Source organism: Novosphingobium mangrovi, from assembly GCF_022818885.1.
GTDB classification, from domain to species: domain Bacteria; phylum Pseudomonadota; class Alphaproteobacteria; order Sphingomonadales; family Sphingomonadaceae; genus Novosphingobium; species Novosphingobium mangrovi.
On record NZ_JALHAT010000006.1, the window covers coordinates 89,866 to 101,810 of the forward strand.

General features: G+C 64.9%; 11 protein-coding genes. 8 read left to right on the forward strand and 3 right to left on the reverse strand.

The features are described from left to right. The first annotated feature begins 67 nt into the window (after window positions 1–67). Genes ileS through MTR65_RS06415 form a run of 3 tightly spaced genes read left to right on the forward strand, consistent with a single transcriptional unit; the run spans window position 68 to window position 3,826 of the window. Entirely contained in the window at window positions 68–2,890 is a 2,823-nt protein-coding gene (ileS, locus tag MTR65_RS06405; protein ID WP_243798302.1) for an isoleucine--tRNA ligase, read from the forward strand. Window positions 2,891–2,895: 5 nt separating this feature from the next. Then, window positions 2,896–3,405 (forward strand): signal peptidase II, encoded by a 510-nt coding sequence (lspA, locus tag MTR65_RS06410; protein ID WP_213504298.1) that lies wholly within the window; start codon window positions 2,896–2,898, stop codon window positions 3,403–3,405. 4 nt (window positions 3,406–3,409) lie between these two features. Further along, window positions 3,410–3,826: a DUF3035 domain-containing protein gene (locus MTR65_RS06415; protein ID WP_039392019.1), complete on the forward strand. Its 417-nt coding sequence runs from the start codon at window positions 3,410–3,412 to the stop codon at window positions 3,824–3,826. A 254-nt stretch (window positions 3,827–4,080) separates the two neighbouring features. Here MTR65_RS06415 and MTR65_RS06420 read toward each other — a convergent pair whose 3' ends face one another. After that, window positions 4,081–4,317 (reverse strand): hypothetical protein, encoded by a 237-nt coding sequence (locus MTR65_RS06420; protein WP_243798305.1) that lies wholly within the window; start codon window positions 4,315–4,317, stop codon window positions 4,081–4,083. Window positions 4,318–4,498: 181 nt separating this feature from the next. Continuing rightward, window positions 4,499–5,833, reverse strand: coding sequence for a hemolysin family protein (locus tag MTR65_RS06425; protein WP_243798307.1), 1,335 nt, complete (start codon window positions 5,831–5,833; stop codon window positions 4,499–4,501). A gap of 193 nt (window positions 5,834–6,026) precedes the next feature. Between MTR65_RS06425 and MTR65_RS06430 the strand changes: the two genes are divergently transcribed. Both MTR65_RS06430 and MTR65_RS06435 read left to right on the forward strand, forming a co-directional pair. After that, complete coding sequence (locus tag MTR65_RS06430; protein WP_243798309.1) at window positions 6,027–6,701, forward strand: YiaD family glycine zipper/OmpA-like lipoprotein; 675 nt, start codon at window positions 6,027–6,029, stop codon at window positions 6,699–6,701. 543 nt (window positions 6,702–7,244) lie between these two features. Next, window positions 7,245–7,667 (forward strand): response regulator, encoded by a 423-nt coding sequence (locus tag MTR65_RS06435; protein ID WP_243798312.1) that lies wholly within the window; start codon window positions 7,245–7,247, stop codon window positions 7,665–7,667. On the opposite strand, the gene MTR65_RS06440 is transcribed toward MTR65_RS06435, so the two are convergent. After that, the gene (locus tag MTR65_RS06440) at window positions 7,655–8,449 is read right to left on the reverse strand and encodes a 3'(2'),5'-bisphosphate nucleotidase CysQ (protein ID WP_243798314.1); all 795 of its coding nucleotides are present in this window, start codon (window positions 8,447–8,449) and stop codon (window positions 7,655–7,657) included. The genes MTR65_RS06435 and MTR65_RS06440 overlap by 13 nt on opposite strands. A gap of 216 nt (window positions 8,450–8,665) precedes the next feature. Between MTR65_RS06440 and sucC the strand changes: the two genes are divergently transcribed. From sucC to MTR65_RS06455, 3 genes are all read left to right on the forward strand, one after another. Further along, window positions 8,666–9,862 (forward strand): ADP-forming succinate--CoA ligase subunit beta, encoded by a 1,197-nt coding sequence (gene sucC / locus MTR65_RS06445; protein ID WP_148627032.1) that lies wholly within the window; start codon window positions 8,666–8,668, stop codon window positions 9,860–9,862. A gap of 285 nt (window positions 9,863–10,147) precedes the next feature. Further along, window positions 10,148–10,894 (forward strand): electron transfer flavoprotein subunit beta/FixA family protein, encoded by a 747-nt coding sequence (locus MTR65_RS06450; RefSeq protein WP_226638038.1) that lies wholly within the window; start codon window positions 10,148–10,150, stop codon window positions 10,892–10,894. Further along, window positions 10,894–11,823: an electron transfer flavoprotein subunit alpha/FixB family protein gene (locus tag MTR65_RS06455; protein WP_243798316.1), complete on the forward strand. Its 930-nt coding sequence runs from the start codon at window positions 10,894–10,896 to the stop codon at window positions 11,821–11,823. The genes MTR65_RS06450 and MTR65_RS06455 overlap by 1 nt, the downstream gene beginning before the upstream one ends. Window positions 11,824–11,945 lie beyond the last annotated feature (122 nt).

Here is an 11,945-nt window from a genome sequence, read left to right on the forward strand (position 1 = left end):
AGAGAGTCCGTTCATGGACTCTTCCTCCCTTCCAAGAACCGCGCAATTGCTCTAGTGGCGGCCGGTCATGACTGAACAACGCGACTACAAAGACACCGTCTTCCTGCCGAAGACCGATTTCCCCATGAAGGCCGGCCTCGCCCAGAAGGAGCCCGGTATTCTTTCGCGTTGGGAAAACGAGCGGATTTACGACCAGGTTCGCGCCGCGCGCGCGGGCCGCGAGAAGTTCATCCTCCACGACGGCCCGCCCTACGCCAATGGCGACATGCACATCGGCCATGCGCTCAACCACATCCTCAAGGACATGGTCGTGCGCACGCAGACGCTGCTGGGCAAGGACGCGCCCTACGTGCCGGGCTGGGACTGCCACGGCCTTCCCATCGAGTGGAAGGTGGAAGAAGCGTACCGCAAGAAGAAGAAGAACAAGGACGAGGTTCCCGCCGAGGAATTCCGCGCCGAATGCCGGGCCTACGCCCGCCAGTGGGTCGACACCCAGCGCGAGCAGTTGAAGCGCCTGGGCATCAACGGCAACTGGGACCAGCCCTACCTGACGATGGACTTCGACGCCGAAGCCACCATCGTCACCGAACTCCTCAAGTTTGCCCAGAGCAACATGCTCTACCGCGGCGCGAAGCCGGTCATGTGGTCGCCGGTCGAGAAGACCGCGCTCGCCGAAGCCGAAGTCGAGTACGAGGACATCGTCTCGACCCAGATCGACGTCGCCTTCGAGATCGTCGAATCGCAGGACCCCGACCTCATCGGCGCCTACGCGGTGATCTGGACAACCACGCCCTGGACGATCCCCGTCAACCAGGCGCTCGCCTACGGTTCCCACATCGATTACCACCTGATCGAGGCCGACGGGCGCCGCTACCTCATCGCCGAGCCGCTGGTCGACGCCTTCGTGAAGCGCCTGGGCCATGAAACGCACGACCTGCACTTCTTCATGAAGGGCGCAGGCCTCGAAGGCACCAAGGTGCGCCACCCGATGCATCACCTGGGCGGCTTCTACGCCGAACTGCGCCCGATGCTGGCGGGCGATTTCGTCACCACCGATTCGGGCACCGGCCTTGTCCACCTCGCCCCCGATCACGGCGAGGACGACTTCGACCTGTGCAAGGCCAACGGCCTCAATCCCAAGTTCGTGGTCGAGGCCGATGGCCGCTACCGCGAGGACTGGCTGTGGCTGCCGCGCACCGACGAACGCTCGGCCTCGGTCATCAACCCCAGGTTCACCGCCCCCGACGGCCCGATCTGCTCGGACCTCAAGGAGGCTGGCGCGCTGCTTTCGGCCTCGGCCGACTACAGCCACTCCTACCCGCATTCGTGGCGATCGAAGGCCAAGGTCATCTACCGCTGCACCCCGCAGTGGTTCGTGCCCATGGACACGCCGTCCGCAACCTCGGGCATGCCCGATGGCATGACCCTGCGCGAAACCGCCGAGATGGCGCTTGCCCACACGCGCTTCGTGCCCGCCAAGGGCCGCAACCGCATCGGCGCGATGGTCCAGGGCCGCCCCGACTGGGTGCTCTCGCGCCAGCGCGCCTGGGGCGTGCCGATCACGCTCTTCGTGAACCGCACAACCGGCGAATACCTCGTCGACGAGGCGGTCAACGCGCGCATCATCGCGGCCATCCGCGAAAGCGGCGTCGATGCCTGGTCGGACGAGCGCGCGCAGGAATACCTGGGTGAGGCCTACAAGGCCGAGGACTACGAGCGCGTCGTCGACATTCTCGATGTCTGGTTCGATTCCGGCTCGACCCACGCCTTCGTCCTCGAATCGGGCAAGTGGCCCGAACTGCTGCGCCCCGAAGGCTATGAAGGCCCGCACGCGGACCTCTACCTCGAAGGCTCCGACCAGCACCGTGGCTGGTTCCAGTCCTCACTTCTCGAAGCCTGCGCCACGCGCGGCCATGCGCCCTACAAGGCGGTGCTCACCCACGGCTTCACGATGGACGCCAAGGGCTTCAAGATGTCGAAGTCGCTGGGCAACACAATCAGCCCGATCAAGGTCATGGAGACCAGCGGCGCGGACATCATCCGCCTCTGGGCGCTCTCGGTCGACTTCACCGAGGACCACCGCATTGGCGATGAGATCCTGAAGGGCGTGGGCGACCAATACCGCCGCCTGCGCAACACCTTCCGCTACATGCTCGGCGCCCTCAGCGATTTCGCCGAGGACGAACGTGTGGCCCTGGCCGACATGCCCGAGCTCGAACGCTACATGCTCGCGCTGCTCGCCGATCTCGACGCGGACCTGAAGCAGGCGGTCGCCGACTACGACTTCAACACCTACGTGCGGCGACTCCTCGACTTCTGCAACGAGGACCTCTCGGCCTTCTTCTTCGACATCCGCAAGGACCGTCTCTACTGCGACGATCCCGCCAGCCTCGAGCGCCGCGCCTACCGCACCGCGCTCGACACGCTGTTTCACGCACTGGTGCGCTACGCGGCCCCTGTCACCGTGTTCACGGCCGAGGAAGTGTGGACCTCGCGCTATCCCGAAGGCGGCAGCGTCCACCTTCTGGAATGGCCCGAAGTCCCCGCGCCCGAGGCTGACAAGGACACCTGGGCGGCCCTGCGCGCCTTGCGTGAAAAGGTCACCGAAGCCATCGAGCCGCTGCGCCGCGAGAAGACCGTGCGCTCCAGCCTCGAGGCCGAAGTCACCGTGCCCGCCAGCGCCGTGCCCGAGGGCTTCTCGGACGCCGACCTGGCCGCGCTGTTCATCACCGCGACAGTCTCGCGCGGGCAAGGCGAGGACGTGACCGTCACCAAGACCACCCACCACAAGTGCGGCCGTTGCTGGCGCCTGCTTCCCGAAGTATCGGAAGACGGCGCGCTGTGCGGGCGCTGCGAGGACGTGGTGGACGCGCCGGAGACCGCCGCGTGACCCTCATGCGCAAGCGCCTGCTCGGCCTTCTGGCCGCAGCCCTTGTGTTCCTTGTCGACCAGGGCGTGAAGTCCTGGGTCACAGGCCCGCTCGGCATCGACCGGGTGGGCGACGTGCAGGAAATCCTGCCCTTCTTCGCGCTGCGCTTCACGCAGAACTTCGGCGTTTCGCTCGGCCTCTTCACCGCGGGCTCGCCCGAGGGGCGCTGGGCGCTGGTCGCGATGACCGCGGGAATTGCGCTGTTCGTCTTCGTGTGGCTGCTGCGCGAGCGCAAGCTGCCCGAGATCGGCGCGCTCGGCCTGGTCCTGGGCGGCGCGCTCGGCAACATCCGCGACCGCTTCAGCTTCGGCTACGTGGTCGACTTTGCCGACCTGCATTTCGGCGAATGGAGGCCTTTCCTGGTCTTCAACATCGCCGATGCCGCGATTACCCTGGGCGTCCTGATTATCCTTGCCCGCACGCTCCTTTCGCGCGACAAGCCCGAAACCACAGCAAGCCCCGCTCCGGAGAGTTGATTTGATGTTCGTTAAGAAGACCGGCGCCCTGATCCTTGTCACGAGCGGCGCATTCCTGCTCTCGGCCTGTGGCAGCAGCGGCCTGTTCAACCGCGCGCGGCCGGACGAATTCGCCGTCCAGCGCCAGACGCCGCTGGTCGTGCCGCCCGACTTCTCGCTGCAGCCGCCCAAGCAGGGCGAACCGCGCCCCTCCGACGGCGCGCTTCAGGAGCAGACCCTCGATGCGCTGTTCGGCGGCCCGCAGGCCCGCAGCGACGTGGAAACGGCCACCCTCGCCATGGCCGGCAAGGCCGAGCCCGGCATCCGCTCGACCGTGGGCGATCCCGACACCTACACCGTCGCCAAGGGCCAGGTGACCCGCTCGATCCTGTCCGCCCCTGAAGGCGACGGCCGCGAAGCCCAGGTCGCCGTCGGCGGCTGAGCCAGGCTTCCAAAGACGCAAAAAGGGCCGGGAGGGCGATGCGCTTCCGGCCCTTTTTGCGTCTGAAGTCGGGAGAGAATAGGAGCCCGATTCAAGGGGCCATCGTCCCTTGAACCCGAACCAGGCGACCTCACCGTACGAGTCTGCGTGGACAAATGAAGCCGTCGGTCCGGGCCATAAACAATCGCCTGCCATCGGGCTCCGCGCAAGCGGCTCGTCATGGCCGAAATATCGGGAAAGTGGGCGTCAACGAATTAGTTTTGATTGGGATTATTAGGATTCGATGCGCGGCGTTGCCAAAGGCCCCAGAAGAACCATCCAAGGTTGATTATACAAAGCACCCAACCTGCAACGTCTCTCCAACCTGCAACGTCTCTCCAACCTTTTGAAACGCCTTCCATCGGCTTGAAATGCAAGCCTGCCCAGATCAAAGCCGCAAAGCCGATTCCAACCAACCAAAGAAAAATAGAGTCCTTCAAATCTTGGCTCAAGGCTTCGCCCCTTCATCATCCATAGAGAGGATGCCAGCATCCGTTGCCGTCCGCAATGAGGCGAAACCCAACGTACGAATTTGTCCTCGCCGCCTTAGCCAAGCGTGCGCATGTAAGGTGCGCTCGACAGTTTGGGGAGCCCGAGGGCGATGGCCCTCGGAATCATTCTTCTGGTGGTATCTCACCCCTCGCCGGTAACGCCGTCGCCTTCCGCCTCGTCGCCCTGCCGCTGGACGAGGATCTTGTCGATCTTGAGACCGTCCATGTCGACCACCTCGAAACGCCAGCCCTGCTCGGTGAAGTGCTCGCCCTCCCCCGGCACCTTCTTGAGGACGGCGAGGATATAGCCCGCCGCCGTCGCGAATTCGCGGTCTTCGGGCAGCGTCATGGCGAGGCGATCGGCGAGCGCATCAGCCGGCATCGCGCCCGAGACGAGCATCGAGCCGTCCTCCCGGTCGATCACCAGCGGCGCATCGCCCAAGTCCTGATGGCTGGCGAAGTTGCCCACCAGCGCCTCAAGCACGTCTGTGGGTGTCACGATGCCTTCCAGGTGCCCGTATTCGTCGTGGACGAAGGCCATCGCGACGGGCGCGCTCTGGAGCTTGCGCAGCGCGTCCATGGCATCGAGCTGATCGGGGATGACCTCGGCGCGCGTCATCATTTTTGCGATGTCGACGCGCTCACCCGCAACCAGCGCCGCGAGGACTTCGCGCACCTTCAGCACGCCGACAATGGTGTCGCGCGATTCCTCCTGCGCCACGGGGAGCAGCGAATGCGGCGTTTCCGCGATCCGGGCGCGCAGTTCCTCCTCGCTCGCGTCGAGGACGATCCAGTCAAGCTGGTTGCGCGGCGTCATCAGTTCGCGCACCGGGCGGTCGGCCAGGCGCATGACGCCCGCCATCATCGCACGCTCCTCCTCCTCGATCACGCCCGAACGCGTGGCCTCGGCGAAGATCATCTGGAGTTCCTCGGACGTCAGCCGCTCCTGCGCGCCGCCTCGGATCGCCAGGAGGCGCAGGATCAAGCCTGAGGAGCGATCGAGCAGCCACACGAACGGCGCCATGATGCGCGCCATCCAGGCCATCGGCAGGGCCATGACGATAGCCACCGGCTCGGCGGCGCGCAGCGCGAGCTGCTTGGGGACCAGTTCCCCCGCCACCAGGCTGGCGTAGGTCGTCGCCACGATCACGAGGGCAAAGCCCGCTTCGTCGGCATAGGCCGCGGGCACGCCCAGCATGGCCAGACGCTCGCCCACCGGACCGCCCAGGCTCGCACCCGAATAGGCGCCCGCGACGATGCCGATGAGGGTGATGCCGATCTGGACGGTGGAGAGGAACTTGCCCGGATCCTGCGCCAGCGCGATCGCGGTGCGGGCCGCCGTGTTGCCCTTGTCCGCGCTGACCTGCAGGCGTGGGACTCGGGCCGACACGATCGCAAGCTCGGACATGGCAAAAAGGCCATTGAGCAGGATCAGCCCAACGATGACGAGAAGGTCGGTCCAGGGAAATGGCGTCACAATGGATCTGCGCTAGCAGAGTTCGGCGGCAGCGCGAAGCGGTTGCGTAGCCCTTCCCTCTCAAAAACGACTTTGGGCCCGCCTGCGGAACACCCTGACCCATTGTTCGTTGTGGGCAAGGTGGACAGGACGGATTAATGTGCACGACAGCACAGACCTCCTGCAGGCATGCGGATCTAGGAAAGGCATCGTTATGAAAAAATCGCGTTTGTTCGTCAGTGCAGCGGCCGCTCTTTCGCTGGTGGGCCTCTCGGCCTGCGTCACCGATCCCAACACGGGCGAGCGCAAGGTGTCGCGCACGGCCATCGGCGGTGCCGGCGGTGCGGGCCTGGGCTACCTTCTGGGCAGCGTCATCGGCGGGCGCACTGCACGTATCCTGGGCGCCGGCATCGGCGGCGTTGCGGGCGGCGTGGTCGGCTACCAGATGGACAAGCAGATCAAGGAACTGAAGGAAGACACCGCCGGTTCGGGCATCGATGTGACGCAGGAAGGCGACGGCATTCTCGTCAACCTGCCCGACGTGACCTTCGCCGTCGATTCGACCGCGATCAGCCCTTCGTTCCAGAGCTCGCTCGACAAGGTCGCCCAGTCGATGGTCGAGTATCCCAACAGCCTCGTCGACGTCTACGGCCATACCGATTCGACAGGCGCGGCCAGCTACAACCTCGACCTCTCCAAGCGACGCGCCGATTCGGTCGCGCGTTACCTGATCAGCCGCGGCGTCGCTTCAGCCCGTCTGCAGACCCAGGGTATGGGCGAGGACTACCCCGTGGCGGACAACACCACCGCCGAGGGCCGTGCGCTCAACCGCCGCGTGGAAATCAAGATCACCCCGGTCACGACCGAGGAAGCCCAGTCGGCGAACTGAGCGCCCCGACATGCGAAGCGTGCGCCCCCATGGGCTGCACGCTTCCCCATCCTCGCCCGCGCAGGGCAAAAAAAAGGCCGGTCCATGGCGGACCGGCCGTTTTAGTTCATTTGGGAGAGGATGCCTGAAAGGCCCGTCCCATGTACGTTCAACCCCGGATTCGGGCAAATGACGAAACGGCGAACGATGTTGCACAAAGTGCAACATCCCCGCTTTTCCGCGCCTCGGGAATCCGGCTCCAGTTGCACCGGACTCACCCGCAGTTTTGCACTTCTGATTATTTCTCCACCACATTGACGCTTAATTGCGCCCTCCACCCTCATACGGGCCGACCTCTTAGTAATTACCCTTAGAGCAGAAGCACTATTGGTTATCCATTACGTGAAATACGAAATCAATTCATTCGTGATTTTATGTATTTTCATGAGAGAGTTTGTTTTCAGTATGGAGGCGAAAGTGGAAAGAGCGCAGTTTGTACTTATAGATAGCGATGTGCATCGACGGGCAAGAATTGCCCATGAGCTGACCAATCTAGCTAGTTACGTGATTCCACTGGAACACTATTCCGAACTCACCCAGTGCTGGCCCAGGGACGCGGTCCTGTTGGTCGAGGATGCCGGCGGAGCGGTCGATTCGTTGTGCCGTCTCCTGCACATGCACCACAAGGACCTCCCCTTCGTTGCCTTCTCGGCCGACGCGAGCCCGCAGCGCCGTTCCGCAGCGCTCCTCAAGGGGGCAGGCGCATATCTGCCCTGGCCCTGCGGCGCCGAGGAACTGAAGTCGACGCTGCTCTCGGTGGCCGCGGCGCATTCCGCCAAGGCGCCGGCGACCAGCGAAGCTGAGAGCGTCTTCCCCCAGTTGGCCCCGAGCGTGATCCAGTCCCAGGAAGATGCGGGACTTCGCCAGATGCGCGAGCTGTGGCGTGCCTCGAACGAGAGCCACGCCCCTCAGGCCTACGCCGAGTAACGTGCGGCCCGGTCGGCGAGGCGGGCCACCGCCTCGCCGTGCATCGCGCTCGAACAGCACAGGACGCCAAACGCGCGCGGATCGTGCTTGTTGTAGTTGAGCGGCTTGCCGAAGGCATCGGTCACGGCCGCGCCCGCCTCGCGGGCAATCAGCCCCGCGGCGGCAATGTCCCATTCGAACCCCCAGCGCAGCGTGGCCAGCAGGTCCGCCTCGTCGGCCGCGACCATTGCCATGCGCAGCGCGATCGAGTTGGGCTGCTCGATGCGCAGCAGATCCGCGTCTTCGGGCGCGAGCTTGCGTGCCGGCACCCGCGCGCCTGCCAGCGCGGGGCGCGCACTCGCCATGAGGGGGATGCCATTGCGCGTGGCGCCGCGGCCCAGCTCCCCCTTCCAGAACTCGCCTCCCTCATCGCGCCGGCGCGCGGGCGCATAGAGATAGCCGAAGAGCGGACGGTGGCGATTGACCAGCGCGACCGAGACCGCCCAGCCATCGCGCCCGCCGATAAAGTCGCGCGTGCCGTCGATGGGATCGACCAGCCAGACCAGGTCCTGCGCGCAGCGCGCGTCGCTGTCGAGCGTCTCCTCGCTCAACCATCCCGCAGCGGGTAGCAGCGCGCGCAGCTCGCGTTTGAGGTAGGCATCCACGGCAAGGTCGGCGGCGCTGACCGGACTGCCCGGGTCCTTCTCCCAGTGCGCCAGGACATGTCCGTCGCCCGGCCAGGCGGCGAGCGCAATGCGCCCGGCCTCACGCACGATCGCCTCGAGACGTGCGCGGTCGATCATCGCGGGAAGCCCTCCGGCGCCGATCTATTGATATTGCTTCGCATTATGCCGAAACTCCCTCGCGATTTGCCGACAAAGTCGCCCGGATGTCCATTTCCCACGTCATGCGGAGCCTTAGAGGCCTTTTCAAGCGCGCAGGGATATGCTTAGGCGGCGTTGCAAAAATCACCATTCGCGCCCTCCTTCGAGGAAACTCCAGCAGAAAGCGACTGACCGATGAACATTCACGAATATCAGGCCAAGGAACTGCTTGCGAAGTACGGCGTGGGCATCCCCGCCGGCATCCCCGCCCTGACCGTCGAAGAAGCCGTTGCCGCCGCCAAGCAGCTTCCCGGACCGCTCTACGTCGTCAAGGCGCAGATTCACGCCGGTGGCCGCGGCAAGGGCAAGTTCAAGGAACTCGGCCCTGACGCCAAGGGCGGCGTGCGCCTCGCCAAGTCGATCGACGAGGTTGAGGAATTCGCAAAGGAAATGCTCGGCAACACCCTCGTCACCATCCAGACGGGTGATGCAGGCAAGCAGGTCAACCGCCTCTACGTGACCGACGGCGTCGACATCGCCAAGGAATACTACTTCTCGATGCTCGTCGACCGCGCCACCGGCCGCGTCGCGATGATCGCCTCGACCGAAGGCGGCATGGACATCGAGGAAGTCGCCCACTCGACTCCGGAAAAGATCACCACGATCACGATCGACCCGGCCGAAGGCTTCCAGCCCCACCACGGCCGCGCCGTCGCTTTCGGTCTCAAGCTGACCGGCGATCTCAACAAGCAGGCGCAGAAGATCGCCAAGCAGATCTACGAGGCTTTCATGGACCTCGACTGCGACATGCTCGAGATCAACCCGCTGGTGGAAAGCGAAGACGGCCAGCTGCTCGTCCTCGACACCAAGATGAGCTTCGATTCGAACGCACTCTACCGTCACCCCGACGTGCGTGAACTGCGCGACGAGACCGAGGAAGATCCGGCCGAGATCGAAGCCAGCAAGTACGACCTGGCCTACATCAAGCTCGATGGTGACATCGGCTGCATGGTGAACGGCGCAGGGCTTGCCATGGCGACCATGGACATCATCAAGCTCAACGGCTCGTTCCCCGCCAACTTCCTCGACGTGGGCGGCGGCGCCACCACCGAAAAGGTGACCGCGGCGTTCAAGATCATTCTCGGCGATCCCAACGTGAAGGGCATCCTCGTGAACATCTTCGGCGGCATCATGAAGTGCGACGTCATTGCCGAAGGCATCGTGGCGGCGGCCAAGGAAGTGAACCTGGGCGTGCCGCTCGTGGTTCGCCTCGAAGGCACCAACGTGCAGCAGGGCAAGGACATCCTCGCCAACTCGGGTCTGCCGATCGTTCCGGCCAACGACCTGGGCGATGCAGCCAAGAAGATCGTCGCCGAAGTCAAGGCGGCCTGATCGGCCCCACAGGCATCGAAACGACACGCAAAGCGGCGGGGGCCCGAGGCCCCCGCCGCTTTCTTTTTGCCCTTTGAACAGGGCCCGGCCCGGCTCTGTACGCCGGGGACAGCCCCCCTCATGCACTCCCCGGGCCAATTGCCCCTGTATGACTAAAGCCCCTCTTGGGGCGATGGAACAATTGCGGGGGTTGACGTCTTGAGCGTGGGGCGCGATGGCATCCACCGCGCAATTTAATCGCATGGCTAAACAGGCCTGCAGCAGAGTTTGAGAGGACATATTCTCATGAAAATCCTCGTGCCCGTGAAGCGGGTGATCGACTACAACGTGAAGCCGCGGGTAAAGGCGGACGGGTCCGGGGTGGACCTTGCCAACGTGAAGATGAGCATGAACCCCTTCGACGAGATTGCCGTCGAGGAAGCGCTGCAGATCAAGGAAGCGGGCAACGCCGAAGAGGTCGTCGTGGTCTCGATCGGCCCGGCCAAGGCCGCCGAAACCCTGCGCACGGGCATGGCGATGGGCGCGGACCGCGCGATCCACGTCGCCACCGACGAAGAAGTCGAGCCGCTCGCGGTCGCCAAGATCCTCAAGGCCGTGGTCGAGGAAGAGACCCCGGGCCTCGTGATCCTGGGCAAGCAGGCGATCGACGACGATTCCAACCAGACCGGCCAGATGCTCGCGGCTCTCCTGGGCCGTCCGCAGGGCACCTTCGCCTCCAAGGTCGTGGTCGAGGGCGATAGCGTCGCCGTCACCCGCGAAGTCGACGGCGGTCTCGAAACCGTCAAGCTCGCGATGCCCGCCATCGTCACCACCGACCTGCGCCTGAACGAGCCGCGCTACGCCTCGCTGCCCAACATCATGAAGGCCAAGAAGAAGCCGCTCGATGCCAAGACGCCCGCTGATTATGGCGTCGACATCGCGCCGCGCCTCAAGACGCTCAAGGTCGCCGAGCCGCCGGTGCGCAGCGCCGGCATCAAGGTCGAGAACGTCGATGCGCTTGTCGCCAAGCTCAAGGAAATGGGAGTCGCGTAATGAAGACGCTTGTTTGGGTCGAACACGACAACGCCGCCGTCAAGGACGCGACGCTCTCCACCGTCACCGCCGCCGCCAAGCTGGGTGAGGTTCACCTCATCGTTGCAGGCGCAGGCTGCGCGGCCGTCGCCGACGAAGCCGCCAAGATCGCAGGCGTCGCCAAGGTACACCTCGCCGAGGACGCGGCCTACGAGCATGGCCTCGCCGAGAACGTCGCCCCGCTCATCGTCGAACTGATGGGCGATCACGACGCCTTCCTCGCGCCCGCCACGACCACCGGCAAGAACATCGCGCCGCGCGTCGCCGCCCTGCTCGACGTCATGCAGGTCTCGGACATCCTCTCGGTCGAGGGCGAGAAGACCTTCACCCGTCCGATCTACGCCGGCAACGCGATCGCCACCGTCGAGAGCACCGACGCCAAGCTCGTCATCACCGTGCGCGGCACCGCCTTCGACAAGGCCGCTGCCGAGGGCGGTTCGGCCAGCGTCGAGGCCGTCTCGGGCAAGGGCGATGCGGGTCTCTCCAGCTTCGTGGGCCAGGAAATCGCGACCAGCGAACGTCCCGAGCTCACCAGCGCCAAGGTCATCGTCTCGGGCGGCCGTGCCCTCAAGGACGCGGACACCTTCGAAGCGACCATCCTGCCGCTCGCCGACAAGCTCGGCGCGGCCGTCGGCGCCAGCCGCGCGGCGGTCGATGCGGGCTATGTCCCCAACGACTACCAGGTCGGCCAGACCGGCAAGATCGTGGCTCCCGAAGTCTACATCGCGGTCGGCATCTCGGGCGCGATCCAGCACCTTGCGGGCATGAAGGACTCCAAGACCATCATCGCCATCAACAAGGACGAGGACGCCCCGATCTTCCAGGTCGCGGACATCGGTCTTGTCGCCGACCTCTACGACGCGGTGCCGGAACTTACCGGCAAGCTCTGAGGCTTCGGCCCGAAGGTTTGAAAAGCCCCCGCCCGGCTCCGGCCTGGCGGGGGCTTTTTCGTAGATCGATACGACATTGCCGTCCCAAGACCGGCTTGCCCCCTACCCGGCCTCATGCCAGT